The sequence below is a fragment of the Paenibacillus sp. FSL R5-0810 genome, assembly GCF_038002285.1.
Taxonomy (GTDB): domain Bacteria; phylum Bacillota; class Bacilli; order Paenibacillales; family Paenibacillaceae; genus Paenibacillus_AQ; species Paenibacillus_AQ lactis.
This window is the reverse complement of sequence record NZ_JBBOCF010000001.1, coordinates 3054265-3080474: the sequence shown is the minus strand read 5'-3', so window position 1 is coordinate 3080474 and position 26210 is coordinate 3054265. Positions and strand designations below refer to the sequence as shown.

The following is a 26210-nucleotide window of genomic DNA, read 5'->3' as shown; positions in this document are numbered from 1 at the left end:
GACTATTTGCCACAGCAAACGACCAGCATTCAAATTTTATTACAAAGTGCGTCAGAAGGCTTGGCCTTATTCGGACCGCAAGATGCCTTCCTGAAATTGATCGAAGCGGAAATCCCTGCCACCATCGATTCGCGGGAAGCCGTCATTACGATCCGCGGAGAACACCGCAGCGTCGAGCGTCTTCAGCAGCTGTTCGAAGTGCTGCTAGAGCTCATCCGCAACGGGTATACTTTGACCGAACGGGATATTCTGTACGCCGTAGAGCTGGCCAAGGATATGCGAGCGGATCAGCTGCTTGATCTGTTCAAGGGTGAAATTACGTCAACATACAGAGGCAAGCCGATTCGCGTCAAGACGATCGGACAGAAGCATTACGTGACAACGATCAAGAAACGGGATGTCGTATTCGGTATCGGTCCTGCGGGGACGGGGAAGACCTACTTGGCGGTTGTGCTGGCTGTTGCTGCACTTAAAGAAGGCTCTGTGAAACGGATCGTCCTTACGAGACCGGCGGTTGAAGCCGGAGAGAACCTGGGCTTTCTGCCCGGAGATCTGCAAGAGAAGGTAGACCCTTATCTCAGACCGCTGTACGATGCATTATATGATGTTATGGGTCCCGAGCAAGTCGCGAAGGCGCTTGAACGGGGACTGATCGAAATCGCGCCTCTCGCCTACATGCGCGGGCGGACGCTGGATGACTCGTTTATTATTTTAGACGAAGCGCAGAATACCACGCCGGAGCAGATGAAGATGTTCCTGACGCGGCTTGGCTTCGGATCCAAGATGGTCATTACCGGAGATGTGACGCAGATTGACCTGCCGCGCGGCAAAAAATCCGGGCTGATCGAAGCGAAAGCCATTTTAAGCGGAATTGAGGAAATCGGATTCGTTTATTTTGCTGAGCAGGATGTTGTACGGCACTCTTTAGTACAAAAAATCATCGTTGCCTATGATCAAGCTGCAGAAAACCAAGATTAAAGGGGATTGTCGATATGGCCTCCAAAGAACCATCGACGGACAAGTCCATATGGGGCAGGCACAGCGGTTGGAAATATAGCGTGGCAACACGCTATATTCTGTTTTTGCTGCTTGCGCTGCTCTTTTATATCAGTCTAGCATCGAAGCTGGTGCCTGAACGCTATGACATTCAGGTCAATACGAAAAGCGAGAAGAATATCGTCGCTCCCGTCCAAATCGAGGACAGCAAAGCGACGCTGAAGGCGCAGGAGCAGGCGGCCGAGCGGGTTCAGACGATTTATACCAACCTCAATGTGAGGAACGACGTTCTGGTGACGCAGATCCTGGACCGGATTGAGCGACTGAACCAGGATGTGGATATCTCGACCCAGGAGAAGGTCAATATCTATCGCGAGGAAATCCCTCGCAGGATTGACGAGTTCGTCCAAAATTTCGTATCCGCCAATCGGGACAATGAAGGTTACTCCAACGAGCTGCTGGAGGAAATGCTGCGCGTCATCGACCAGCAGACCTACCGGATCCCGGAGGAAACTTATATCAAAATACCTAGATTAAGCGCCGAGGACATCAATGCGATGAAGCCGGTAGCCCGCGATATCGTCTCCAAGCTGACCATGAACGAAATCGTGGACGCGCAGACGGCCCGGGCGCGGGTTGCGGAAATGGTGAGCACGAGCTCGCTGGATGATCGCGTTGCCAGAGAGGTCGTTCAGGAACTGGCCCGGGCAACGATAACGGCCAACAAATTCAGGGATGAGGAAGCGACCAAGGAAGCACGCGTCGAGGAACGCGAGAATACGCCGCCTGTGTTCATTAAGCAAGGAGATATTCTCGTTAAGAAAGGGCAGGTCATTACGCCGGAGATGTATGAGCTGCTTGGAAAGAATGGTTTGCTCAAGGATGATGTAAACTATTGGCCTGAGCTCGGCGTGCTGCTGCTGTCCGTTTTATTATCGCTCGGGATCCTGATGTTCATCCGCCAGTCGAATGCCGGGAAGTTTAAATACAATAACTCCCAGCTGCTTATGCTCGTGCTGATCTATGTGATCACGCTTATTACGATGCACTTGACATCCATTTTGCAAAGCGACTCGCGGATTTATGTCGGGTACCTGGCTCCTGTAGCCATCGGTGCGATTCTGGTGACGCTGCTTCTGGAAATGTCGCTTGCCTATTTCAGCGTCATTATATTCAGCATCATGGCCAGCGTCATCCTGAATGTCCAGGGTGAAATGTTCGACTTCCAGTTCGGGCTGTTCGCCGCAGTGACGTCATGCGTGGCCATCTTCTCGATTCACCGTGCGAGCCAGCGCTCCACCATGCTGAAGGGCGGGATTATGGCCTCCTTGTTCGGCGCATTGATCGTATTGATCATGCTGCTGATCGACGACGATTCCTGGACGACGACGGAAACGCTCTATGCGATCGGGTTTGCGATTGCCGGAGGCCTGCTTACAGCCGTTCTGGTGATCGGGCTGATGCCATTCTTCGAGGTTACGTTCGGCATCTTGTCGGCTTTGAAGCTCGTGGAATTATCGAACCCGAACCATCCTCTGCTGCGCAAGCTGCTGACGGAGACGCCGGGAACGTATCACCACAGCGTAATGGTCGGCAATCTGTCGGAGGCCGCTGCCGAAGCGATCGGCGCCAACGGCTTGCTGTGCCGCGTGGGATCCTATTACCATGATATCGGGAAGACGAAGCGGCCAATCTACTTCATCGAGAACCAGAACAATATGGAGAACCCGCATGATTCCATCGAGCCGAAGCTCAGCAAGTCCATCATTGTGGCTCACGCTAGGGATGGGGTTGAAATGCTGAAGGAGTACAAGCTGCCGAAGCCGATTCGGGATATCGCCGAGCAGCATCATGGTACGACCTTCCTCCATTATTTTTACCATAAAGCCATCCGACAGGCTGAGGAGCAGGGGATCGAGCCTGATTTTACGGAAGACGATTTCAGGTATCACGGTCCGAAAGCCCAGTCCAAGGAGGCAGCGATCGTCGGCATCGCCGACAGTGTGGAGGCGGCGGTCCGCTCCCTCCGCAAGCCGACCGTGGAGCAGGTTGAATCGATGATCGAGAAGATCATTAAGGGTCGATTGGATGACCATCAGTTTAACGACTGCGACCTGACGATGAAAGAGCTTGATACCATTGCGAAAACCTTGAAGGAAACGGTCATGGGGATATTCCACTCACGCATCGAGTATCCGGAGGAGGTCAAGCGGCCGAAGCCTGATTCGAGCGCGTCTTCGGGAGATTCGACCAAGCATGCAGATTCATCCGCGCCTGAAGCGGATCAGAGAAGGAGCGTTTAAGGAATGAGCCTTGAGCTTGTATGGAATAATGAACAAGAGCAATTTGAGATTACGGAGGAGCTCATCGCTTTGCTTGAAACGATCCTGCAGAAGGCCGGTGAGGCCGAAGGGATCGAGGGCGGAGAGGTGGACCTGACCTTTGTCGATGATGAAGCCATCCACGAATTAAACCGGGAATATCGCGGGATCGACCGTCCAACCGACGTATTGTCCTTCGCCATGCATGAAGTCACGAATGATGAGCTGGAGATCATTTATGAGCTGGAGGAAGGCGAAGAGCTTGGGAACGTCCCGGACGTGCTGGGGGACATCATTATCTCGGTCCCGCGTGCGAAGCTGCAGAGTGAAGAGTACGGCCACTCGCTTGAGCGCGAGATCGGATTTCTATTCGTCCATGGTTTCCTGCATTTGCTCGGTTATGATCATCAGGACGAGGCGAGCGAGGCTGAGATGATGGGCAAGCAGGAGGCCGTCCTAGCCGAAGTGGGTCTGACGAGATAGTGAAGCCGTACAGATCTACTTTGCTTAGAGCTTTTGGTTACGCGATGACGGGCATATGGACCGCCGTACAGCGTGAACGAAATATGAAGATTCACATTGCTGCTGCCGTGAGTTGCTTCATCGCAGCAGCTTTGCTGCAGTTGGACAAAATCAGCTGGCTGTTTCTAATATCCGCCGTTGCGGCTGTGTTCATTGCGGAGCTGGTGAATACGGCGGTCGAAGCCGTTATTGATCTCGCATCCCCGGCGGAGCATCCGCTTGCCCGGGTGGCGAAGGATACGGCTGCGGGTGCATCGCTGGTTGCTGCGATATATGCTGCGGCTGTCGGCATCCTCATTTTTTGGGAACCGCTCATGCAGTGGGTTAGGTCCATAACAGGCTGACGAAAGGGAGGAATTCGGTATGGATACAGGGTTATTGATGCAGGAAGCGATTAAGGCGCGCACACGGGCTTACATACCTTACTCGAAATTTGGTGTAGGCGCTGCTCTCTTGGATACGGGCGGGAAGGTACACCATGGCTGCAACGTGGAGAATGCTGCCTACGGGCCGACCAACTGCGCCGAACGAACCGCACTCTTCCGCGCGATTGCCGACGGACATGAGCCGGGAAGCTTCAAGGCGATTGCGATCGTCGCCGACACCGAAGGACCCTGCACGCCGTGCGGGGTATGCCGGCAGGTGCTGGTAGAGCTGTGCAAGCCGGATATGACGGTCATTTTGGGGAATATGAAGGGAGACATTCGCGAAACGACGGTAAGCGAGCTGCTTCCCGGCGCGTTTGGCCCTTGGGATCTGAACAAGGAATAATCTTCGCACAAGTTCAGACTGAAAATTAGGTTATCATGAGCGACGTTAAGGCGGATGAAGGACCGGCAAGCTGACGTGTCACCCACGGCCATTGCGGCCAAGACCCTTGATGATGATATCTCGGTGTGGGACGAAAAGAAGCAGCCATAGTCCCATTCGCCTTAAGGTGTTAGTAACGTTAGCTGGAGGAATGGTATGCAGAAAAAACAGTTTAAATCAGGTTTTGTGGCGATCATCGGCAGACCCAACGTAGGGAAATCTACGCTGATGAATCAGGTCATCGGTCAGAAGATTGCCATTATGTCGGATAAACCGCAGACAACAAGAAATAAAATCCACGGGGTGTACACAACGCCGGACTCCCAGGTTGTATTTCTGGATACGCCGGGGATTCACAAGCGTCAATCCAAGCTCGGCGATTACATGAATCAGACGGCGCTCGGCACGCTGGGTGAAGTGGAAGCCGTATTGTTTCTGGTGGACGCATCCGAAGGGATTGGCGGAGGCGACCGCTTTATTGCCGAGCAGCTGAGCAAAATCAAGACCCCGGTCATGCTGGTGATGAACAAGATCGATAAGATCGAGCCGCCGGCGCTGCTGCCGCTTATTGAAGAATACCGGAAGCTCCATGACTTTGCGGAGATCGTTCCGATTTCGGCCAAGCTTGGCAGCAACGTCGACACGCTGCTGGATCAAATCCAGAAATATTTGCCGCCGGGCCCGCAGTATTATCCGGAGGACCAAGTGACGGATCATCCCGAGCAGTTTGTCTGCGCCGAGCTCATCCGGGAGAAAATCCTGCACATGACCCGGGAGGAGGTACCGCACTCCATCGCCGTCACGATTGAGGATATGCGCAAGGAGGAGAACGGAACCGTCTATATATCCGCCGTCATTTTTGTCGAGCGCGATTCACAGAAGGGCATTATTATCGGGAAGCAGGGCGCCCTGCTCAAGGAAGTCGGCAAGCAGGCCCGCCAGGACATTCAGCGGCTTCTCGGCTCCAAGATTTTCCTGGAGCTATGGGTTAAGGTAAAAAAAGATTGGCGCAACCAGGAGCGTGTTCTTCGTGACCTTGGATTTCACCGCGGGGAGTAATTGACCCGTACCGAAAGAAGCTTTCTGGAAGGAGCTTGCTGGGGGATTGGCGCCGCCTGTTGCTGCTCAGGCAGCCTGCCAACAATTGCAATTCATAAATCCGCACGGTACGCACATCCTATTTTCGTAGATGCAGACGTCATTTCCGAAGAAAGGATGAATACGAATGCGAGATTTTTCGTGGAAGTATTTTGCGATGACTGGAGATGTCGATGCTTATTTGCTGTATAAAGAAACCGACGGTGAACGGGTTCTTGCAGCTGCATCCGCAGAAGATGAGGCGGCCCAGCATGAAGAGGACGAGTAATTATTGGTTGTTCCAAGAATGGTTGGGGGATAATGCATGCTATATCGGGCGGAAGGAATTGTCATCCGCAGCATGGACTACGGTGAAGGGAACAAAATCATTACGCTTTGCACCAAAGAATCGGGCAAGGTAGGGGTGCTGGTCAGAGGAGCAAAAAAGGTCAAGAGCCGGCATGCTGCTCTGACCCAGCCTTTTACGTATGGGGAGTATGTGTTTTTTCGCAATACGGGGCTTGGAACCCTGAACGCAGGCGAGATTATAGAATCCCATCATGAATTGCGGGAGGATTTGATCAAAGCCGCCTATGCTTCCTATGCCTGCGAGCTCTTGGATCGGGTGCTGCAGGATGAGGAGACGGGGGCTTTTTGGTTCCATCAGCTGAAGGCATGCCTGACCTCCCTTCAAGAAGACAAGGATCCTCAGATTATTATCAATCTCTATGAGATGAAAATCCTGCAGGCGGCAGGGTATGGACCGGAGCTGGAGGTATGCATTTCGTGCAATCAGCCGAGAAATGACGAGGATATGCTGGTCAGCCCGCGTCTCGGAGGTGTTCTATGCCGTTATTGCAAGCATTTGGATCCGCCGGCGATTGCAGTGACGGTCCGGACCTTGAAGCTGCTGCGCCTGTTCGCCAGGCTGGATCTCAGGCGGCTCGGTAATGTGGACGTTAAGGCGGAGACGAAGGACGAGCTCAAGAAGGTAATGAGGGCGTTAATGGATATGCAGCTGGGCCTCCGGCTCAAATCCCAAAACTTCCTGGACCAGATGGACAAATACAACATTTGACGTAAGGTTCGGATTAAGGTATTATATTTATCAGTTTATGAGTTATTGCATATTGACATGCGTTGAACGGGAAAGTAGTGAATGGCCATTCGTTATAGCGAGCCGGCGGCGGTGGGAGTCCGGTACGAAGCATTCATGAACATGGCACCCGGGAGCATTCTTGAAACGATAAAGTGGGTTTAGCTACAGCGCTGCTGCACGGCAGCTGCGGGAAGGCTGGCCAAGTAGGGTGGAACCGCGGGAAGCGACAGCTCTCGTCCCTATGTCTGTACATCAGGCATGGGGCGAGAGCTTTTTTGCGTTGTACAGACTGGATTGTCGGATGTTTTATTATGAAAATGAAAGCAAAGGAGCTAAAAATCATGAATTTTCAACAGATGATTTTGACGCTGCAGCAGTTCTGGGCAGAACAGAATTGTATCATCGTGCAGCCGTATGACACGGAAAAGGGTGCAGGCACCATGAACCCGATGACCTACTTGCGCTCGATCGGTCCGGAGCCGTGGAATGTCGCTTACGTTGAGCCTTCCCGTCGTCCGGCAGACGGCCGTTACGGGGAAAACCCGAACCGGTTGTACCAGCACCATCAGTTTCAGGTCATTCTGAAGCCTTCCCCGGACAATATCCAGGAGCTGTATCTGGAGAGCCTGAAGCGTCTTGGCATTGACCCGCTCGATCACGACATCCGCTTTGTCGAAGATAACTGGGAAGCTCCGACCCTTGGCGCCTGGGGCCTCGGATGGGAAGTGTGGCTCGACGGCATGGAAATTACGCAGTTTACGTATTTCCAGCAGGTCGGGGGCATCGATGCCAATCCCGTTGCGGTTGAGATTACCTACGGCATGGAGCGGCTTGCGTCGTATATTCAAGATAAAGAGAATGTATTCGACCTCGAATGGGTGGACGGCATTACGTATGGCGACGTGTTCCATCAGCCGGAATTTGAGCATTCCAAGTACACGTTTGAAGTGTCGGATGTGAAGATGCTGTTTACGCTGTTCAACATGTATGAAGAGGAAGCCAACAAGGCGATGAATCAACATCTGGTCTTCCCGGCGTACGACTATGTGCTGAAGTGCTCCCATACGTTTAACCTTCTTGACGCCAGAGGAGCGATCAGCGTGACCGAGAGAACAGGCTACATCATGCGCGTGCGCAATCTCGCGCGCCAGGTGGCGGCTACGTATTTGGAGGAACGCGAGAAGCTTGGCTTCCCGTTGATTAAGAAAGGGGGCGCAGAACATGCCTAAGGATTTATTGTTTGAGATCGGGCTGGAGGAAGTCCCGGCAAGATTTCTGCGTGCAGCGATGGAACAGCTGGAGGACCGCCTCGTGAAATGGCTGGAAGCATCCAGAATCGGACACGGGGAAGTAACCGCCTATGCAACGCCGCGTCGCCTTGCCGTATGGGTCAAGGATGTTGCGGATAAGCAGGAGGATGTCAGCGAGGAGGTTAAAGGACCTTCGCGGAAGATCGCGCTGGACGAGAACGGTCAGTGGAGCAAGGCGGCGCTCGGCTTCGCCCGAAGCCAAGGTGTCGATCCGGAGAGCTTCACCTTTAAGGAGCTTGGAGGTGTCGAGTATATCTACGTCACCAAGAGCAGCGTCGGCGTGGATACCCAATCGATTCTGTCCGAGGGGCTTCACGGAATCCTGACAGCGATGACGTTCCCGAAAAATATGCGCTGGGGTGCGCATGAGTTCAAGTTCGTACGTCCGATCAAATGGATCGTTGCGCTGCTGGGCAGCGAGACGATCGCGCTTGAGGTTGCCGGCGTGCAGGCGGGCAATGTCACGAGAGGGCACCGCTTCCTGGGATCTGATGCCGTTATTCCGGAAGCGTCGGCATATCGGGATATCCTTCGCGAACAGCATGTCATCGTGGACGTGAATGAGCGTCAAGAAATGATCGTTTCGCAAATTCAGGCACTCGCCAAAGAGAAGGGCTGGAATATCGCAATCAAGGATGATCTGCTGGAAGAGGTATTGTTCCTTGTTGAGACGCCTACCGTGCTCTACGGAACCTTCGATTCCTCGTTCCTTCATATCCCGCAGGATGTGCTGATCACCTCGATGCGCGAGCATCAGCGCTACTTCCCGGTTTTGGACGACAAGGGGCAGCTGCTTCCTTATTTCGTGACGGTGCGCAACGGCGATTCCCGTTCGCTTGATGTTATTGCCAAAGGGAATGAAAAGGTGCTGCGGGCACGCTTGTCGGATGCGAAGTTTTTCTATGAGGAAGATCAGAAGCTCCAGATCAAGGACGCGCTGTCCAAGCTGGAAAGCATCGTCTTCCATGAGGAGCTCGGAACGATCGGGGACAAGGTGCGCCGCATCCGCCGCATTTCCGATCAGCTGGCCGTCAAGCTTGGAATCGCCGCTGATGCAGCGGATTCCGTCAGCCGCGCCGCCGATATCTGCAAATTCGATCTTGTAACCCAAATGGTGTATGAATTCCCTGAGCTTCAGGGGGTTATGGGCGAGGATTACGCGCGTAAAGCGGGAGAGAAGGAAGAGGTGGCCAAAGCGGTATTCGAGCATTACCAGCCGCGCTTTGCCGGCGATGCCGTTCCTTCGACGCAGGTCGGCTCCATCATAAGCATAGCGGACAAAATCGACACGATTACCGGCTGCTTCTCCATCGGCATCATTCCGACCGGCTCCCAGGATCCATACGCACTGCGCCGCCAGGCGCAAGGCATCGTGCAGATCATTCTGGAGCACAAGCTTCCGATTACCTTGTCCGACGTGTTCGGCATTGCGCTGGACGTTCATGAGAACATCCGGGCGCTCAAACGGTCCGCCGGTGAAATCCGGAAGGATCTCCAGGAATTCTTCGGGCTTCGCGTGAAGAAGCTGCTGTCCGAGAACCAGCGGTATGACGTTGTCGATGCGGTGATTTCGGCCGGCTTCGATTCCGTGGTATCCGTTGTGAACCGGGGACAGGCGCTGATGCATGCGGTTGAGTCCGCCGAGGACTTCAAGACGACGGTGGAATCCTTGAACCGCGTCAGCAACCTTGCGGCCAAGGCAGGGAAAGCTGCGGTGAACCGGGAGCTGTTCACGGAGTCTGCGGAAGGCGAGCTTTATGAAGCCTGGCAGGCGATCCGGAACGATTACGAAGCGGCACTGGATGCTGCGGACGGCGAACGCGCATTGTCCTTGCTCAGTGGACTGAAGGCGCCGATTACCAGCTTCTTTGACTCCGTCATGGTCATGGCCGAGGACGAATCGGTGCGGGCTAACCGCCTTGCACTGCTCTCCGGCATCGATGGGGATTTGAAGCGGTACGCCGATTTTTCAAAATTAGTGTGGTAAGCGTAGTGACATGATGATTTTGCAAATGTTATAATGGTTTGTTCAGCGAAAGCGACAGCCCGTGTCAAGGCACAGGATGGCGCTTTCGCTGTGAGTAAGAATCAATGGCCGTACAGTAAGGCAGACTGCAGCTCATTGTTTTTTGGGAAGCAGGATTTTAATCGGTTCAAGACGTATATAATAGTAAACAGCACAGGATGGTTCCAAGAGTACAGGAAAAGCCGGTGATATCAATGATTGAAGGTTCCTCCTGCCGGATCGTGGTTGACGGCGACGCCTGTCCCGTCAAGAAGGAAATCGCAGAAACTGCCCGTACATTCCATGTGCCGGTGCTGCTCGTTTCTTCCTATGATCATATGCAGCAGGCCGAGGAAGGCGTCGTGACGATTCACGTGGACCGGAGCGACCAAAGCGCTGATCTCTATATTGCGAACCATATATCGAAAGGGGATATCGTGGTCACCCAGGACTATGGTTTGGCTGCGCTGGCGTTAGCGAAATCCTGCTATGTCATCTCGTTCCGCGGCCGGATATTCCGCAATTCCGATATCGATTTCATGCTGGATTCGCGCCACCATCAAGCCAAAGCAAGAAGGCAGGGGAAGTACGGCAAAGGACCGAAAAAGCTGCTTGACGAAGACCGGGTTTTTTTTCAACATAAACTGACAAAACTTTTGCTTGAATTGCAGGAGAATGTCCACCCGTAGCGAATACTATTTACGTGCCAAATGAGATGAAGGTGGTTTGGATGAGTACCGGACAAGGCAATATTCCGGATGATGTCATTGAGGCGGTGCTGGCCAAAAGCGATATCGTGGATACGGTCAGCAAATACGTGCATCTTACGAAACAGGGGAAGTATTTAAAGGGCCTGTGCCCTTTTCATTCGGAAAAGACCCCATCCTTTACGGTTACACCGGAACGCCAAATCTTCTACTGCTATGGCTGCGGCAAGGGCGGTAACGCCATTAAATTCAGAATGGAAATCGAAGGATTTTCCTTCCCCGAAGCCGTAAGAACCATGGCCGAAGAGAACGATATCTCGTTACCGGAAGGTCAAGGGGTTCCCGTAATTCCTCGCAATCCGGAGAAAGAACGTTTACTTGAAGCTTATGAGCTGAGCGCCAAGCTGTATCATTTTCTGCTGAAGAATACGGAGCATGGCACCGAGGCGATGAAGTACTTACGGTCCCGCGGCATGAGCGACAAGATGATCGATCAGTTTCAGATCGGCTATGCGCCGGATCGCTGGGATACGCTGGTTCAATTTCTTACCAAGCGGTCATTTGACCTGAAAGAGATGGAGAAGGGCGGCTTGTTGTCCGCAAGACATGAACAGGAAGGCTATCTCGACCGGTTTCGGGGACGTATCATGTTTCCGATCCATGACCGCAGCGGCAAAGTGATTGCGTTCGCCGGAAGGATCCTCGGGGATGGTCAGCCGAAGTACTTGAATTCCCCGGAAACTCTTTTGTTTAACAAAAGCCGTACGTTGTACAACCTGCACCAGGCGAAGACATCCATACGCAAATTGCGTCAGATCCTATTATTCGAAGGTTACGGTGATGTGATCTCGTCTTGGGAGGCTGGACTTCAGAACGGCGTGGCAACGATGGGCACGTCCCTTACGGAAAATCAAGTAGCGATTATGAAATCCATGGCCGAAGAGGTTGTTGTCATCTATGACGGCGACAGGGCCGGTATGGCAGCGGCGATGAAGGTCATCCCGATGCTGGAGGGCGCCGGACTTCGGGTGAAGATTGCGCTTGTCAGCGAAGGCCTGGATCCGGATGAATACATCCGCAAATTCGGTGCCGAGCGATTCAGGCATGTAGTGGAAACAGCTGTTTCAACCACAAAATTTAAACTTATATATCTGAAGAAAAACCATATACTGCTAGAAGAAGATGGCAAGATCGCGTATACGAAAGAAGCGCTGCCGATTATCGCCGCACTTCATTCCTCAACCGAGCGGGAAGTTTATTTGAGGGAATTATCCTCGGAGCTGAACCTTTCCTACGAGAGCCTTAAGCAGGATTGCAATTTGCTCAGGCAGTCCATGCAAAAAAAGAGGGGCGATGGGGATAATAAGGAAAAAAGGTGGAATAATGGTAGGCATATTAACGGGCGTCAGCCCGCCCCGGCGCTGCTGCCTGCCTATCATGCGGCTGAACGGCGGCTGCTGTCGCTGATGCTGCAGGATGCGGAAGCCGCGCGATACGTAGGCGAACGGCTGGGAGAAGCGTTTAATATCGAAGATCATGCGGCGATAGCTGTTTATCTATATGCTTATTATGCACAAGGCAAATCTCCGGATATTAGCCGTTTCATGTCATCTCTCCATGATGATCGTCTGGAAAAGACCGTCAGCTCCATTATGATGATGGAGGCACCCGCGGAGTGGAATGTTCAAGTGCTTGACGACTGCATCCGGGAGGTACTGAAATATCCGCAGCAGCGAGAGATCGAGCAGAAGAAGGAAGAAATGATGAAAGCAGAGCGCTCGGGAGATTTTTTGCGGGCCGCACAAATTGCAAGTGAGATTATCGCCCTAGAAAGACAATGATGTCCGCACATTGCTGCTTCTAGGGAGGAGGGAGTCGAAAAATGGCGAATGATCAGCATACTGAACTAGAAACGGAATTTACGCTGGATCAAGTCAAAGATCAATTGATTGAGCAGGGTAAAAAGAGATCCGTATTAAGCTATAAAGATATTATGGAGAAACTGTCGCCATTCGATCAGGATACGGAGCAGATGGAGGAGTTCTACGAGCAGCTTGCCGACCTCGGCATCGACGTGGTGAACGAAAGCGACGATGAGGTCAGCCACCGGGCATCGGAAGATCACGAATCCCATGACAATGAGGATTTCGGCTTCGATGACGATTTGTCGCTGCCGCCGGGCATCAAAATCAACGATCCGGTGAGAATGTATTTGAAAGAAATCGGACGTGTACCGCTCTTGTCCGCGGACGACGAGATTGAGCTTGCGAACCGGATCGAGCAAGGGGATGAGGAGGCCAAGCGCCGTCTGGCCGAGGCGAATCTGCGGCTGGTTGTCAGCATCGCGAAGCGGTATGTCGGTCGCGGCATGCTGTTCTTGGATCTGATCCAGGAAGGCAATATGGGCCTTATTAAAGCGGTGGAGAAGTTCGATTACAAAAAAGGCTTTAAATTCAGTACGTATGCCACATGGTGGATCCGGCAGGCCATTACGCGCGCGATTGCCGACCAAGCCCGTACGATCCGGATTCCGGTGCATATGGTTGAGACGATCAATAAGCTGATCCGTGTATCCAGACAGCTGCTGCAGGAGCTGGGTCGCGAGCCATCGCCGGAAGAAATCGCGGCAGAGATGGAGCTTAGCGTGGAGAAGGTTCGGGAAATTATGAAGATCGCCCAGGAACCGGTGTCCTTGGAAACGCCGATCGGCGAAGAGGACGATTCCCATCTCGGCGATTTTATCGAGGATCAGGAGGCTCTCGCTCCAGCTGATGCCGCAGCATACGAGCTTCTTAAGGAACAGCTTGAAGACGTGCTCGATACGCTGACGGAGCGGGAAGAGAACGTGCTTCGTCTCCGGTTCGGCCTTGACGACGGGCGCACAAGAACGCTTGAAGAAGTAGGCAAAGTGTTCGGCGTTACGCGTGAACGAATCCGGCAGATTGAGGCCAAGGCGCTTCGGAAGCTTCGTCATCCGAGCCGCAGCAAGCGGCTGAAGGATTTTCTCGAATAGAGTGATCAAGGGACCTTCTGCATTTTCCGGCAGCAAGGTCTTTTTTTCTGAGATGAAGGTACGCTGCTTACAAGCTCTGGGCAATTGGATATTAGAGTTCCATCGCAATGCGGTCTGCCGCCGGAAGGCTTGTTTTCCTTGGTTTTGGAATTTCTGCCTGTATTTGTTGTATCGGTCTTTATTTTATCTCTTTTCCAAGATCAATGCAAATGATGGACGAGCCCTAAACCTGAGAATAGCATCACTTCCAAATGGCGATGGAATGAATGGATGGTCCCAATATGCTGAGTGGATTTGCAGTTTATCATGCGGTCTGTTACGTTAAAATGTAGTGTCGCATGCAACTATAATGGATGTAGGAGTGTCATCGTGAAATTATCAAAAAGGTTACAGCTAATCCTGGACCAAATCCCCCAAGGCAGCCGGCTGGCCGATATAGGTTCTGACCATGCGCTGCTGCCGGTTGCAGCCGTAGAATGCGGCGCAGCCGTCCAAGCGATTGCAGGCGAAGTGAATCAGGGCCCGTTCGAGGCTGCCGCAAAGCAGGTGAAGGAATCCGGGATGGAGGACTGCATTCAGGTCCGGAGAGGAGACGGTCTTGAAGTCCTGTCCGCAGGCGAAGCGGATGTCATTACGATTGCAGGCATGGGCGGGAGTCTAATCGCTGCGATTCTGGATCGGGGCAACGGCAAGCTTGAAGGGGTGCGCCGGCTCGTATTGCAGCCGAACGTCGGTGAGGATATTTTGCGCAAATGGCTGCTTGCCCATGAGTGGGTGCTGATCGACGAGTTTATTCTGGAGGAAGACGGAAAGATTTATGAGGTGCTTGTGGCCGAGCCCGAGCGACCGGGGGGCCCCGTGACGAATGAGGAAATATACTCGCAGCGAGCCATTGCCGGAAAGGTTTCCCTATCTGCCGAATGGCTGCTGCGCATGGGGCCGTGGTTAATCCGGGATGCAGGCACCGTGTTCCATGATAAATGGAAATCAGAGATCGGGAAGATGAATCAAATTCTGAAGTCGCTGTCGCGCTCGGATCTGGATACGGCTAAAGGCAAGGCGGCGGAGATTCGGGCGGATATCGAGTTTATCGAGGAGGTGCTGGCATGCTTGCCAAAGGACAAACCGTAATACAATATATGGAGCAGCTTGCTCCGAAGCATGTGGCTGAGCCGGAGGACCGGATCGGACTTCAGCTCGGTACCCTTCAGAAGGAAATCCGTACAGTGCTGGTTGCGCTGGATGTCAATGATGAAGTGGTTGACGAGGCGATTCGCCTTGGAGCCGATTTGATTATTGCCCATCACGCCATTATCTACCGGCCGCTGAAGCAGCTTCAGACCGACACGCCGATGGGCAAGGTGTACGAGAAGCTGATCAAGCATGATATTGCCGTCTACGTCAGCCATACGAATCTTGACGTAACCGAAGGCGGGATGAACGACTGGATGGCCGAAGCGCTCGGAATCGAAAATACTTCGCCGATTCATGATCTGCATAATGAGCAGCTGTCCAAGCTGGTAGTTTTCGTGCCGAAGAGCCATCACGAGGAAGTGCTGAACGCCGTGCTGGACGCCGGTGCGGGCTGGATCGGAAACTACAGCCATTGCAGCTTTAACATTGAAGGATTCGGTACGTTTATCCCGAGAGAAGGAAGCAACCCGTATCAAGGCAAAGCCGGCAAGATGGAACGGGCCGAGGAAGTGCGGATCGAGACGATCGTGCCGCATACGATCCGGAACAAAGTCATCCAGGCGATGCTTAAGGCCCATCCGTACGAGGAGGTTGCCTACGATCTGTATTCCATGGATCTTAAGGGACGGTCGCTGGGACTCGGACGGGTCGGCAAGCTGAAGGAGCCGCTGACGCTGGCGGAGATGGCCGAAGTCGTCAAGGAGAAGCTGGACGTTCCGCACGTCCGGGTCGTGGGCGATCTGAACCGGACGCTCCGCAAGGCGGCGGTCATCGGAGGCTCCGGGGGGCGCTTCTATCCACAGGCGTTGTTCCGGGGCGCCGATGTGCTCGTAACGGGGGACATTGATTACCATACGGCACAGGACGCGCTTGCCGCCGGCCTAACCCTAATTGATCCAGGACATAATGCCGAGAAAATCATGAAGGGCAAGGTCGCCGAATGGATGCAGCAGAAGCTGCAGGAGAACAAGTATGATACCAAGGTCGTCGCTTCGTCGGTCAACACAGAGCCGTTTCAATTTATGTAAGCTTAGGTTTATCGGCCGTTATCAAGGTAGGCGAAGGCACAAGGCGGGCGGCTGATATTCAGGCATGATCATGACGGCTGCTCTGGTAATTTCATCATCGACTGCTAATGTTTTAAGGGTTGTGCATGGATATAAATCAAGATATAATATGTAATGTTGTCCGGAAAGTTTGACAGACAATCGCTGGCGGCGAAAAGCCGCGAGAGGAAAGTCCGGGCTCCATAGGGCAGGGTGCTGGATAACGTCCAGTCAGCGCGAGCTGAAGGATAGTGCCACAGAAATGGACCGCCGATGGCTGTGGATTCACAGCACAGGCAAGGGTGGAACCGAGGTGTAAGAGACCCCGAGGAACGCTGGTGACTTCGTTCCTGGTAAACCCCACCTGGAGCAAGACCTAATGGGACGCGAGTCTCCCTTGAGGAGACAGCCTTTGCCCGAGGCGCGTCTGGGTTGGTCGCTTGAGCCGGTTAGTAATAATCGGCCTAGATAGATGATTGTCGCTTATAGTGGCAGGGTAGTTCCCGAGATGACCACGAAGAGCACAGAACCCGGCTTACGGAAAACTTTCCAAACTGAACAACCGTTATTTTCATATGTAAACCAACCGTATAAACGCGCATAATCTTTCGCTTCCCTTCGGAACGCAGAGAGCATGCGCGTTTTTTCATGTTCGGGATATTTTTTTCGATAACATTTGCCTGTAAAGGACAGTCGTCCATACCATAATGTCCTTCTGTTAATAAGCTATAATCATCAACGGAAAGGAGATGCGAAAATTATGTCATGTCATCACCATGGACCATGTCCTGAAGTTTCGCCAATCGTATGCGACCCGATCGTCATCGTAAGAGATCATTATGTTCCGCAAATTGTCCCTGTCATCCATCCGATTAAAGTGGTGGACAAAATTCATTGCTGCCCTGTCGAGAAGCATATTTATACGTATTCGCAGGAAGTTGAGGACGGCGTTTACGGCGGCGGTGCCGGTGTCAGAAACGTTGCCGTTTCCGGCAAGTCGTCCAAGAAGCGCTCCGAACGCGCCCGCTCTCGCCGCAAGAGATAACCTCATCCCGCGCCTTGGAGAGCTGTCTAACTACTGACTGAGCAGTTCACCTGCCGTATATAAGAAATTGACCCGCAAGGAATGGCCGCTAACAGACGCTTCGACCAACCCCTGCGGGTCCTTTATATCAGGTGCAGACAGCTTATTTCTTCGTTCCGCCGAGCTTCCGAAGCTCGTCTTCGAGATGTCGGAGCGCCTGGCTCGGCCACATTTGGAGCGGGACCTCGGAATTGCCGGCTGCCTTTAGCGATTGGAAAATATCGATCTGGCCATGTCCGTAATATTTGTCCTTTCCTTTATCCCCCAGATCAACGGCATGGTTGATCATGAGGTCCATGACCTCCTGGTTGGTCAGCTCGGGGTTCAGGGAACGGATTAGGCCCGCCATGGCAGCCGCATGCGGACTGGCCATCGAAGTTCCCGAGAGCGCGGCGTACTGATTGCCCGGAAAGGTGCTGGCGATATTCGTGCCGGGAGCCGATACGTCGATGTAATCGCCGTAGTTCGAATATTCGGCACGCTTTTGGTCTGCATCGATGGCAGCAACGGCCAGCACCTCCGGATAAGCGGCCGGGTAGCCTGGACGCTCGGTATTGTCGTTGCCGGAGGCGGCTACAAGCACAACGTCACGATCATAGGCGTATTTTACAGCATCGTGCAGAAATTGCGAATCGGCATAATTGCCGAGGCTCATATTAATGACCTTGGCCCCGTGGTCGGTTGCCCATATAATGCCTTCGGCGACGGCATAGGTTGTACCTGAACCTGTGCCGTCAAGTGCTTTGACCGGCATGATCTTATTGTACCAGCTGACGCCGGCAACGCCCTCGCCGTTGTTGACAAGTGCGGCGATAATACCGGCTACATGCGTTCCGTGGCCGACATCGTCCTGAGGCTTCGCCTCCTTGTCCACGATGTTGTAGCCTTCGACCAGCTGTCCGTCCAGATCGGTATGGGCCAGATCTACGCCGGTGTCGATCACCGCGATGATCACATCCTCGCTCCCTTTGGATATATCCCAGCCGCGGTTCGTCTCGATGACCGGCAGATTCCATTGATACTCAGAGAAGAGCAGATCATTCGGGATGTTAACCTGACCGTCGGGACCTTCGGGCATGGAGTCCGAGGCTGCGCCGGATTTAGCCTGCCGGTCATTGGTTAAATAAATATAGTGGGGCTCGGTGTAGTTAATGCTCCACCGTCTTTCGAAATAGCTACGGAGTCTGTTGTAGTCCATCTGTTTGGAACGAAATACATAGGCATAGCCAAGTTTGCGGGAGGATTCGGCAGAGATATCACGCTCGATGAGGCTGAGGTCCTCCTTTGTCGGTTCAGACTTAAACGACACCACGATTTCGTTCTCGTAATAATGGCTGGCCTTTTCGTTGTCATGCCCAGTCTTGACGGTAATGTCCGATAACGTATCCGCGTGAATCGATTCGACCTTGAATTTCCCCTCCTTCGGATAGGGAATCATGCGAAGATTTCGCTTTTGGTGGTTGGACACCTCATGCAGCACCGCTTGATTCACCAGGGCTGCGGCGCCATGCTTGCCGTCCTTGGAGGGCTCGGCCACAACGAAGTAAGGCTTCCCGGCCGCGTAGAATTTCGGGGAATCGTAAGGCTTACCCTGCTTTAGCTTCTGCAGCGCCATCTGGAAATGGTGGGCGATCAAAGCTTTATCCTTTTTACTCATAGGCGGCAGCTTTCCGTTAATTTCCGTGCTTTGGTTGTTCCGGAGCTGATACCATCTAACCTGCTCGAAATGCTGATGGGATTTTTGCTCCTTGAGGGCATAGGATTTCACTTGCCCGGCGTTGCGCAGTTTATCGTTGTTCAGCATCGCCCGCAAATGCCCCTTCGCATCAACCCTGTTCAATCGGTCGGTTGATTCGATATCGCTGAGCAGGGTCATATGCTTCGCTTTATGCTCGCCCTGAGGCTTCAGCGGCTGTGGGGGCTGTGCGGTCTGGCCGGGCTCCTTGGAGCCTGGAATGAACAGGAGCACCAGAAGCACTCCCAGAACCGACCCTGCAGCGATCCAAGTCCACAGTTGACGTGATTTCACATGTATTCCTCCTCACCGCCTATGACGGATTTGATATGGTTAGCGTGGGAAATGGGCACCTATTTTATTCGCGATGAGGGGCTTGTGAAAAGTGGAAGAACTTGCGCAAAGGGGCGCACCATAAATATCCTTGTAAGTGCATTCAGAAGGGATTTCGCTCTCTCCAAATTTGTGTTAGGATAGTACATATTAGTACGACCGTTAGCGTCCAAGGTTATTAGCCTGGCGGTCACACCATTAAGGGGGATCTATCGTAATGCCAGCAGACAATCTTCAGAAATTATGTTCGGAGTCCAGAGACAAGTTGAAATCTGCTATTTCGATTATGGAAGCGTTTTTGAACGAGTATGCTTTACCGCAGCTGGTCGAGGAACGCGATGAAGAGACCGTACATTTTTATAAGGGATTTCTGTCCGATGTTCGTCATCTGCTCGTATTTTCAGAAGTTTCGTATGAGAAGCTTGGCGTTGTGCAGCGTCGCCCTAATTTTGATGCCGATTTTGCCGAGAAGGCTTTGTATAATGTGTACCACCGCTGCGTAAACAGCTTTTTTTATCCGGTCAACGAAAGCTACTCCGAAGACGGCCGTTATGCCTACACCGGTCAGGACGCGATTCGTTTCCGGAAGAAGCCGGTGCGCCCGGCACGCGACGTTATTATGAACATTACGAAGATCTACGAAGAGCTCCGTGACGATCTGGCTTATTACGAGAGTGATTATTTGACGGAGCGCCGGATGCATTCCGAGAAGAGCCACGCCTAAACATAAGATGCTGCAAGCCTGAACGCCATTCCTTGGTTGATGAAGCATCCTTAACCTGACAAAGAGCTGCCCCTATGTAGTTTTTCTACAGCGGGGGACGGCTCTTTTTTTGACCCTTCAGATCAGGCTCTGAAGCTGATCTTGCTTCGTAATTTTGGACTTCGTCCGCGGGTAAATTCGCGATGAAATGAATACCTTGACGAAAACCGAGGGCTCCTTCGTCCTGACACCAACTGACAGTCGTAACGGTGCATACCGCCGCTGAACTCAGGAAAAAATGTTGACGAGGTGATGCTAAATGGCCAACGAAGCCAAACCATTAGTGAAATGCAGTGTAAGCAATTGTCATTATTGGGGAGAACAAAACGTGTGCAAAGCCGAAATGATCATGATCGAAATTGACCGCCATGCTCACATGAAGCTGAATGAGGAATACGGGGCAGAGGCGTATACGAATGACCACCAGGATGTTGCGGACAAATCCTCCGAAACCTGCTGCTTGACCTTCAAGCCTCGGGCATGACGCTTCGGGACTACTGCAGGAATGATCTATGGTCTCATCCTTAAAATTTGGCATCTGTCCGCTTTTTAAGATTATTCAATCAGGAGGTGTATGCTTTGGATAAGAAACAGGGACGAAACAAGATGAAAGTGGTCAATGGAAAACGAAGCCGCGTAGATTTTCCGCGCAAGGATCACCGGGAGGAATATGCGGCTGAGGTTGCCCCTCCAAGCGACGTTACCGTCAAGCGCACCGATGATGCCGGCAGGGAGGCGACTGCCGGCCGGACCGCCGGATATGTCGGGCTCGGGATCGGCATCCTTTCCTTGTTCATGTGGTCTGTTATTTTGGGGCCGATTGCGGCTGTAGTCGGTTACTACGCTTACAATAAAGGAAGCAGAACGACCGGCGCATGGTCGATCGGTCTTGGCATTCTGGCAACGATCAGTTATTTTATTCTGATTCCGTTCGCCAGATAAATCTTAGGCCGCTTAAACAGGAGCAACACTGGGCGAATCCATCCGGGAAACAAGGGGATTCGTCTTTTTTTGTCGAATAGGCCTAGCAGATTGTTCCAAAGCCATGGTAGAATAGGACCAGAACATTGAATTTTACGGAGGAAAGTGAGTTAGAACCATGCAAATTGATCCGATTCTCTGGTCGCAGAGCGCGACCAATGTGCAGCGGATGCACACCGGCTCGGGGGAGGCCGTGTCAGGGTTTAGCGATGTGCTGAGCCAGCTGTTGACGGAGGAGCCGACAACCGTGCCGCAAGGCCGAACGATAAGCGCGCTGCCGCCCGGCGTGACTTGGGAGGACGGTTTGCTGTGGCAGCAGCTCGGGCCTGTCAGCGAAACGCACGCGGATATTGGGACTCAGGATTATTCAATCGAGGATACGGGATCTACCGTCAAGACAAGCTTTGAGGATTTAATCGCCGCGGCAGGGGAACGCTATGGTGTACCGGTCTCATTGATCAAAGCCGTGATTGACGCGGAGTCCTCCTTCAATCCCGATGCGGTTTCATCGGCCGGCGCCAAAGGATTGATGCAGCTTATGGACGGTACCGCACGGGGCCTTGGTGTAAGCAATCCGTTCGACCCGGCGCAAAATATTGAGGGCGGCACGAAGTATTTGGCCAATCTGCTTCAGCGTTTCGGCGGGGAGCTGGCGATGGTGCTGGCCGCCTACAATGCGGGTCCAACCCGAATTGCGGGGCTTGGGGTTTCGAGCGACGAGGAGCTCATGTCCATGCTTCATGTCCTCCCGAAAGAGACCCAGGCCTACATCGGCAAAGTAATGAATGCACGCACGAAGTATATGGCGTAACGAAGATGGAATCATCACGCTCGCTCGCTTGAGGATCAAACGGTAAGCTTAAGGATGTCCGATTCATGGACGGCGGCTTTACCGTTTGATCTTTTTGTGTAAATATAAAAGTCTGGGTTACAATGAATTGCCGTTAGTGGGTATGGAAAGGGGATATGACCTTGATATATTGGGATCACGCCGCTACGACGCCTCCATTGGAGCAGGTGGTGGATACGATGTCCGAGATTATGAAGATGCATTACGCGAACCCGTCAGCCCTTCATCGCTCAGGCGAGGCCGCAGGGAAGCTTCTGAAGCGCGCAAGAGAGGTGTGTGCGGCCGCGCTGCAGGTGCAGCCCGGTGAGATCGTCCTGACTTCGGGGGCAACGGAAAGCAACAATATGGCGATTAAGGGTGCAGCGATGAAGTATCGCAGCAGAGGACAGCATATCATTACGACAGGAACCGAGCATCCCTCCGTATACGAATGCTGCAAGCAGCTCGAATCTCTGGGCTGGGAGGTTACCTATCTGCCGGTGGATGCGGAGGGCATTGTCGATCTGGCTGCGCTGGCGGCAGCCATACGGAAAGATACGGTGCTTGTAAGCATCATGCATGTCAACAACGAAATGGGAGCCATCTCCCCGCTTGCCGATATCGGCCGGATCGTGAAGGAGCGGAATCCGCGAACATTGCTGCATGTGGACGGCGTTCAAGGCTTCGGAAAGCTCCCGGTTGAGCTGTCCGCATGGCAGGCTGACCTGTACAGCTTGTCCGCACATAAATTCAACGGTCCAAGAGGAATGGGCCTGCTGTACGTAAAACAGGGTGTACAGCTGTTTCCGATTCTGTCGGGCGGATCGCAAGAAAGCGGCCACCGGGCCGGTACCGAAAATGTTGCCGGTGCCGTCGCGATGTCCAAGGCGATGCGACTTGCACAGGAGGGCCAGCCTGAATTGCATGCCCGCTTGACCGAAATCAGGGATATCCTGCTTCGCGAAATTCGCCAAATCCCGGGACTGGAGCTGAACAGCAGCGAACGGAGCGCGCCGCATATCGTTCATTTCTCCTGTCCGGGATTGAAGCCGGAAGTGATGGTGCATGCCTTGGAAGAGCTCGGGATGCTCGTGTCGACCAAGTCGGCATGCTCCTCCAAATTAAGCGAGCCGAGCCGGGTGCTGCTCGCCATGGGCAAGGATGCGGCCCATGCATCCTCGGGTATCCGCATCAGCCTCGGCAAGGAGCATCAGCCTGAGGATGCGGCTTCTTTGGCGCAGGCGCTCCGCGTGGTGTGCGGCAAGCTGCGCCCGATTATGGAAAGAGAGGGACAACGAGAATGACATACGATATGCTGCTGCTTCGCTTCGGCGAATTTACGTTAAAAGGAAAAAACCGCAGCCGGTTCGAGAGATCGGTGCATAACCATATCAAGAGCGTGCTGCGGCCGTTTCCCAAGGCGAACATCATTAAGGAATACGGCAGGTTGTACGTGGAACTGAACGGGGAGTCCCCAGAGGCGCTTGCCGGAGCGCTTAAGAAGGTATTCGGCCTCGTATCGATCAGCCCCGTCCGAGTATGCCCCTCCGAGCTGGACAGCATTATCAAGACCGCTGTTGAATTTGTAGGGCAGAAGGTATTGACGAAGGAGACAACCTTTAAAGTGACCGCCAGACGGGTGTGGAAGCCATTCCCCCACTCCTCCCAGGAGATGAATCATCTGGTCGGCTCCCCGCTGCTGCGGGCCTACCCTCAGTTGAAGGTTCAGGTCAAGAATCCGGAGATCGAGCTACGGATTGAGATTCGGCAAGAAAGAACCTATCTGTTCTATGAGGTGATCCCGGGTGTCGGCGGATTTCCGCTCGGAACGAACGGCAAAGCGATGCTGCTCTTGTCCGGCGGAATCGACAGTCCGGTGGCCGGTTGGGAGGCAATGCGCCGAGGGCTTGAAATTCAGTGCGTTCATTTTTACAGCTACCCTTACACAAGCCAACTCGCCAAGGAGAAAGTCATGGAATTGACCAGGATTTTATCCGGGTATGCCGGCAGGCTGAAGCTCCATCTCGTTCCGTTTACGGATGTGCAGACGTCCTTCGTCGGGATCGGGCAGGATAATCTGATCATCACCCTCATGCGCAGGGCCATGCTGAGAATAGCGACCACCCTTGCAGAGAAGGAGGGGGCGCTTGCGATTGTTACCGGGGACAGCCTGGGCCAGGTAGCGAGCCAGACGCTGGCGAGCATGAACGTCATCGGCCGGGCGACCGACCTGCCGATTCTGCGTCCGCTTGTTACATCCGATAAGAACGAGATTATTCGGACGGCGATTGATATCGGCACATATGAAACGTCCATTCTTCCTTATGAGGACTGCTGTACGCTGTTTGTTCCCAAATCCCCGACAACCAATCCGAACCTGCATGTCGTGGAGAGAGTGGAGGCATCGTTAGAGCATATGGCTGCAAGAATTGAGGCGGCCGTGGCCGGAACCGAGACGCTGATCATTAAACCTGACACGAACATCAGCGCCGGTTCTTCGAATGATGACGGGGCGGTTGTTAACGAGGACTGGTTCTAGGGCTGCAGGTGGTTTTGTGTTTCAGCAGCTCAGCTGTTGGAGTCAGCATGGTTATCATGGGGACCGCTGCGGGCTCCCGCCACATATACGAAAAAAAGCAAGCGGCTAAGGCCTTCCTTGGCTGCTTGCTTTTTTTGACTTTGGAGGGTTTTTGGCCACCGTGGGTTTAAACTTCTGTAAGGTCGCCTCTTCTGCAACCGAAAACTAGGACATCGTTGACGATTGCCGTTGCTGCGACTTTTTCTTCAGATGGCCTGCCGTAAGCACTCCAACGATAATGAGGGCAATGAACAGATATTTGATGATCTGATGGCCTTCAAAATAAGCATGGAAGTGCTTCTCGTCGGTAATCATGGACGAAGCCGTGTAGGCGAGTACGGCCGAGCCGAGGTAAATAATCCATGGAAAACGGTTGATCAGTTTAATAAAAAGGGTACTGCCCCATACCACGATCGGTACGCTGATCAACAGCCCGATCGTAACCAGCACCATATTGTGCTTGGAAGCGCCCGCTACAGCGATGACGTTGTCCAGACCCATGGCGGCATCCGCCACGATGATGGTGCGTATGGCAGAGCCCAGGCTTTTTCCTGCCTTAATATCGTTATGGTCGCTGTTATCATCGGTCAGCAGCTTGTACGCAATGCCGATCAAAAGAATGCCCCCAACCAGCAGGAGCCAAGGAATATTGAGCAGCCAGACAACGAGAATGGTGGCTATAATCCGGAGCACGACGGCTCCGCCCGTTCCGTATATGATCGCCTTCTTCTGGGTGGTCGGCGGAAGATTCCTTGCCGCGAGCCCAATGACGATGGCGTTGTCTCCGGCTAGAATGAGATCGAGAAAAACGATGTTGATTAGGGCCAGAAAAAATTCGGCGGTGGTTTCCATGAATGTCACTCCTCTTCGTATACGGTTCCACAATAACAGAAAGCCGATTCATTATATGCCTATTTTTCCGGTTGTGCAAGCATAGCCTGGCCACCTGACTCATATGTGTTAGAGTGGGGGTGTGACATGCATGGAGACGATGCTTCTGCTTGGACAAATTCTAATGATCAATCTGGTATTAAGCGGCGACAACGCACTGGTTATAGCCATGGCCAGCAAGGATCTTCCCGATAAACACCGCAAGCGGGCCGTATGGATCGGAACCGTTGCGGCTGTCCTGATGAGATGCGTGCTGACCCTGGCAGCGGTATTGCTGCTGAAGATCCCCTTTCTGCAGGCTGGAGGCGCCCTGCTCCTCGTTTGGATCGCTATCAAGCTGATGGCCCCTAAAACGGACGATGACGTTTCGATATCCGTTTCGCTTACGCTCTGGTCGGCAATCAATACGATCCTGGTAGCTGATTTTGTGATGAGCCTGGACAATGTGCTCGCGATTGCCGGTTTGGCTAACGGCGATTTGGCATTGATCGCGATCGGCATATTACTGAGTATTCCAATCGTGGTTTGGGGGAGCGGCTTGATTTCTTCGATGCTTCATAAGTTTCCGCTCCTGCTGTATATCGGGGCAGGGATATTGGCTTTTACCGCAGGGGAAATGCTGACGCAGGACGCGCGTGTCGGCTTGCTGCTCGCCTACTGGCTGCCGCACGGCCACAACCTGATCCCGATATTTCTTGCGGGCGCCGTCATCCTGATCGGCGGTATGCAGACAATGGGCAAGAGGCATAGAGCCTAGCGTTGGTGGATGTAAAGGTTGAATCGGCTTGCGAAAGCACGAATAACGATGGGTGACGGGTCCGGTAATGGACCGTCATCCATTTTTTTGTTGAAAACCGCGAATCTGGTTAATATTTAAATGGAACAAGCTCGGGATATAGTTTTTTTTGTCGGTTTG

The 26210-nt window shown here is 53.1% G+C and carries 25 protein-coding genes and 1 other RNA gene; 24 read left to right on the top strand and 2 right to left on the bottom strand.

Features of this window, described 5'->3' with window-relative positions:
• Positions 1 to 6: 6 nt before the first annotated feature.
• From MKX76_RS14025 to MKX76_RS13945, 17 genes are all read left to right on the top strand, one after another.
• Entirely contained in the window at positions 7 to 978 is a 972-nt protein-coding gene (locus MKX76_RS14025) for a PhoH family protein (protein WP_007129412.1), read from the top strand.
• A gap of 14 nt (positions 979 to 992) precedes the next feature.
• On the top strand, positions 993 to 3299 hold the full coding sequence (locus MKX76_RS14020; RefSeq protein WP_007129413.1) for an HD family phosphohydrolase: 2307 nt from the start codon (positions 993 to 995) through the stop codon (positions 3297 to 3299).
• A 3-nt stretch (positions 3300 to 3302) separates the two neighbouring features.
• On the top strand, positions 3303 to 3800 hold the full coding sequence (gene ybeY, locus MKX76_RS14015; protein ID WP_007129414.1) for an rRNA maturation RNase YbeY: 498 nt from the start codon (positions 3303 to 3305) through the stop codon (positions 3798 to 3800).
• Positions 3801 to 3844: 44 nt separating this feature from the next.
• A complete protein-coding gene (locus MKX76_RS14010) occupies positions 3845 to 4183 on the top strand; it encodes a diacylglycerol kinase family protein (RefSeq protein WP_260842821.1) in 339 nt (112 codons plus the stop codon).
• 19 nt (positions 4184 to 4202) lie between these two features.
• Positions 4203 to 4610, top strand: a complete 408-nt coding sequence (gene cdd / locus MKX76_RS14005) for a cytidine deaminase (protein WP_007129416.1) — start codon at positions 4203 to 4205, stop codon at positions 4608 to 4610.
• Positions 4611 to 4805: 195 nt separating this feature from the next.
• The gene (era, locus tag MKX76_RS14000) at positions 4806 to 5708 is read left to right on the top strand and encodes a GTPase Era (RefSeq protein WP_007129417.1); all 903 of its coding nucleotides are present in this window, start codon (positions 4806 to 4808) and stop codon (positions 5706 to 5708) included.
• Positions 5709 to 5874: 166 nt separating this feature from the next.
• Positions 5875 to 6015 (top strand): YqzL family protein, encoded by a 141-nt coding sequence (locus MKX76_RS13995; protein WP_007129418.1) that lies wholly within the window; start codon positions 5875 to 5877, stop codon positions 6013 to 6015.
• A gap of 36 nt (positions 6016 to 6051) precedes the next feature.
• Positions 6052 to 6804, top strand: a complete 753-nt coding sequence (gene recO / locus MKX76_RS13990) for a DNA repair protein RecO (protein WP_341033988.1) — start codon at positions 6052 to 6054, stop codon at positions 6802 to 6804.
• 362 nt (positions 6805 to 7166) lie between these two features.
• Positions 7167 to 8054 (top strand): glycine--tRNA ligase subunit alpha, encoded by an 888-nt coding sequence (gene glyQ, locus MKX76_RS13985; protein WP_007129420.1) that lies wholly within the window; start codon positions 7167 to 7169, stop codon positions 8052 to 8054.
• Positions 8047 to 10122, top strand: coding sequence for a glycine--tRNA ligase subunit beta (glyS, locus tag MKX76_RS13980; RefSeq protein ID WP_341033987.1), 2076 nt, complete (start codon positions 8047 to 8049; stop codon positions 10120 to 10122). Before glyQ ends, glyS begins: the two co-directional genes overlap by 8 nt.
• Before the next feature lie 233 nt (positions 10123 to 10355).
• Complete coding sequence (locus MKX76_RS13975; protein WP_028404319.1) at positions 10356 to 10829, top strand: YaiI/YqxD family protein; 474 nt, start codon at positions 10356 to 10358, stop codon at positions 10827 to 10829.
• Between the two features lie 41 nt (positions 10830 to 10870).
• Complete coding sequence (gene dnaG, locus MKX76_RS13970; protein WP_007129423.1) at positions 10871 to 12688, top strand: DNA primase; 1818 nt, start codon at positions 10871 to 10873, stop codon at positions 12686 to 12688.
• Positions 12689 to 12729: 41 nt separating this feature from the next.
• Positions 12730 to 13860 carry an RNA polymerase sigma factor RpoD gene (gene rpoD / locus MKX76_RS13965; protein ID WP_007129424.1) on the top strand — a complete coding sequence of 377 codons (1131 nt, stop codon included), beginning with the start codon at positions 12730 to 12732 and terminating at the stop codon, positions 13858 to 13860.
• A 369-nt stretch (positions 13861 to 14229) separates the two neighbouring features.
• On the top strand, positions 14230 to 14991 hold the full coding sequence (locus tag MKX76_RS13960; protein ID WP_213614239.1) for a tRNA (adenine(22)-N(1))-methyltransferase: 762 nt from the start codon (positions 14230 to 14232) through the stop codon (positions 14989 to 14991).
• Complete coding sequence (locus MKX76_RS13955) at positions 14967 to 16082, top strand: Nif3-like dinuclear metal center hexameric protein (RefSeq protein ID WP_007129426.1); 1116 nt, start codon at positions 14967 to 14969, stop codon at positions 16080 to 16082. Before MKX76_RS13960 ends, MKX76_RS13955 begins: the two co-directional genes overlap by 25 nt.
• A gap of 164 nt (positions 16083 to 16246) precedes the next feature.
• Positions 16247 to 16653, top strand: an RNA gene (rnpB, locus tag MKX76_RS13950) — RNase P RNA component class A.
• A 207-nt stretch (positions 16654 to 16860) separates the two neighbouring features.
• A complete protein-coding gene (locus MKX76_RS13945; protein WP_007129428.1) occupies positions 16861 to 17145 on the top strand; it encodes a hypothetical protein in 285 nt (94 codons plus the stop codon).
• Between the two features lie 142 nt (positions 17146 to 17287).
• Here MKX76_RS13945 and MKX76_RS13940 read toward each other — a convergent pair whose 3' ends face one another.
• A complete protein-coding gene (locus tag MKX76_RS13940) occupies positions 17288 to 19213 on the bottom strand; it encodes a S8 family peptidase (protein ID WP_341033985.1) in 1926 nt (641 codons plus the stop codon).
• A gap of 256 nt (positions 19214 to 19469) precedes the next feature.
• Between MKX76_RS13940 and MKX76_RS13935 the strand changes: the two genes are divergently transcribed.
• From MKX76_RS13935 to thiI, 6 genes are all read left to right on the top strand, one after another.
• Positions 19470 to 19976 carry a YpuI family protein gene (locus MKX76_RS13935; RefSeq protein WP_007129430.1) on the top strand — a complete coding sequence of 169 codons (507 nt, stop codon included), beginning with the start codon at positions 19470 to 19472 and terminating at the stop codon, positions 19974 to 19976.
• A 298-nt stretch (positions 19977 to 20274) separates the two neighbouring features.
• Positions 20275 to 20499 (top strand): DUF1540 domain-containing protein, encoded by a 225-nt coding sequence (locus MKX76_RS13930; protein WP_007129431.1) that lies wholly within the window; start codon positions 20275 to 20277, stop codon positions 20497 to 20499.
• 95 nt (positions 20500 to 20594) lie between these two features.
• Entirely contained in the window at positions 20595 to 20957 is a 363-nt protein-coding gene (locus MKX76_RS13925; RefSeq protein WP_007129432.1) for a hypothetical protein, read from the top strand.
• 157 nt (positions 20958 to 21114) lie between these two features.
• Positions 21115 to 21807, top strand: coding sequence for a lytic transglycosylase domain-containing protein (locus tag MKX76_RS13920; RefSeq protein ID WP_210095264.1), 693 nt, complete (start codon positions 21115 to 21117; stop codon positions 21805 to 21807).
• A 161-nt stretch (positions 21808 to 21968) separates the two neighbouring features.
• On the top strand, positions 21969 to 23129 hold the full coding sequence (locus MKX76_RS13915) for a cysteine desulfurase family protein (RefSeq protein ID WP_028404315.1): 1161 nt from the start codon (positions 21969 to 21971) through the stop codon (positions 23127 to 23129).
• Positions 23126 to 24364, top strand: a complete 1239-nt coding sequence (gene thiI / locus MKX76_RS13910) for a tRNA uracil 4-sulfurtransferase ThiI (RefSeq protein ID WP_007129435.1) — start codon at positions 23126 to 23128, stop codon at positions 24362 to 24364. The genes MKX76_RS13915 and thiI overlap by 4 nt, the downstream gene beginning before the upstream one ends.
• A gap of 204 nt (positions 24365 to 24568) precedes the next feature.
• Here thiI and MKX76_RS13905 read toward each other — a convergent pair whose 3' ends face one another.
• Positions 24569 to 25255: a TerC family protein gene (locus MKX76_RS13905; protein ID WP_007129436.1), complete on the bottom strand. Its 687-nt coding sequence runs from the start codon at positions 25253 to 25255 to the stop codon at positions 24569 to 24571.
• A 130-nt stretch (positions 25256 to 25385) separates the two neighbouring features.
• Here MKX76_RS13905 and MKX76_RS13900 point away from each other — a divergent pair, with 130 nt between their 5' ends.
• On the top strand, positions 25386 to 26051 hold the full coding sequence (locus MKX76_RS13900) for a TerC family protein (protein WP_007129437.1): 666 nt from the start codon (positions 25386 to 25388) through the stop codon (positions 26049 to 26051).
• The last annotated feature ends 159 nt before the right edge of the window (positions 26052 to 26210 follow it).

Coding starts and splice junctions, on each gene's coding strand:
- MKX76_RS13930 (WP_007129431.1), top strand. CDS start 20,275: ATGGCCAACGAAGCCAAACCATTAGTGAAATGCAGTGTAAGCAATTGT.
- recO (WP_341033988.1), top strand. CDS start 6,052: ATGCTATATCGGGCGGAAGGAATTGTCATCCGCAGCATGGACTACGGT.
- thiI (WP_007129435.1), top strand. CDS start 23,126: ATGACATACGATATGCTGCTGCTTCGCTTCGGCGAATTTACGTTAAAA.
- cdd (WP_007129416.1), top strand. CDS start 4,203: ATGGATACAGGGTTATTGATGCAGGAAGCGATTAAGGCGCGCACACGG.
- MKX76_RS13955 (WP_007129426.1), top strand. CDS start 14,967: ATGCTTGCCAAAGGACAAACCGTAATACAATATATGGAGCAGCTTGCT.
- MKX76_RS13975 (WP_028404319.1), top strand. CDS start 10,356: ATGATTGAAGGTTCCTCCTGCCGGATCGTGGTTGACGGCGACGCCTGT.
- era (WP_007129417.1), top strand. CDS start 4,806: ATGCAGAAAAAACAGTTTAAATCAGGTTTTGTGGCGATCATCGGCAGA.
- dnaG (WP_007129423.1), top strand. CDS start 10,871: ATGAGTACCGGACAAGGCAATATTCCGGATGATGTCATTGAGGCGGTG.
- MKX76_RS13905 (WP_007129436.1), bottom strand. CDS start 25,255: ATGGAAACCACCGCCGAATTTTTTCTGGCCCTAATCAACATCGTTTTT.
- MKX76_RS13900 (WP_007129437.1), top strand. CDS start 25,386: ATGGAGACGATGCTTCTGCTTGGACAAATTCTAATGATCAATCTGGTA.
- MKX76_RS14020 (WP_007129413.1), top strand. CDS start 993: ATGGCCTCCAAAGAACCATCGACGGACAAGTCCATATGGGGCAGGCAC.
- glyQ (WP_007129420.1), top strand. CDS start 7,167: ATGAATTTTCAACAGATGATTTTGACGCTGCAGCAGTTCTGGGCAGAA.
- MKX76_RS14010 (WP_260842821.1), top strand. CDS start 3,845: ATGACGGGCATATGGACCGCCGTACAGCGTGAACGAAATATGAAGATT.
- MKX76_RS13935 (WP_007129430.1), top strand. CDS start 19,470: ATGCCAGCAGACAATCTTCAGAAATTATGTTCGGAGTCCAGAGACAAG.
- MKX76_RS13920 (WP_210095264.1), top strand. CDS start 21,115: ATGCAAATTGATCCGATTCTCTGGTCGCAGAGCGCGACCAATGTGCAG.
- MKX76_RS13945 (WP_007129428.1), top strand. CDS start 16,861: ATGTCATGTCATCACCATGGACCATGTCCTGAAGTTTCGCCAATCGTA.
- rpoD (WP_007129424.1), top strand. CDS start 12,730: ATGGCGAATGATCAGCATACTGAACTAGAAACGGAATTTACGCTGGAT.
- glyS (WP_341033987.1), top strand. CDS start 8,047: ATGCCTAAGGATTTATTGTTTGAGATCGGGCTGGAGGAAGTCCCGGCA.
- MKX76_RS13995 (WP_007129418.1), top strand. CDS start 5,875: ATGCGAGATTTTTCGTGGAAGTATTTTGCGATGACTGGAGATGTCGAT.
- ybeY (WP_007129414.1), top strand. CDS start 3,303: ATGAGCCTTGAGCTTGTATGGAATAATGAACAAGAGCAATTTGAGATT.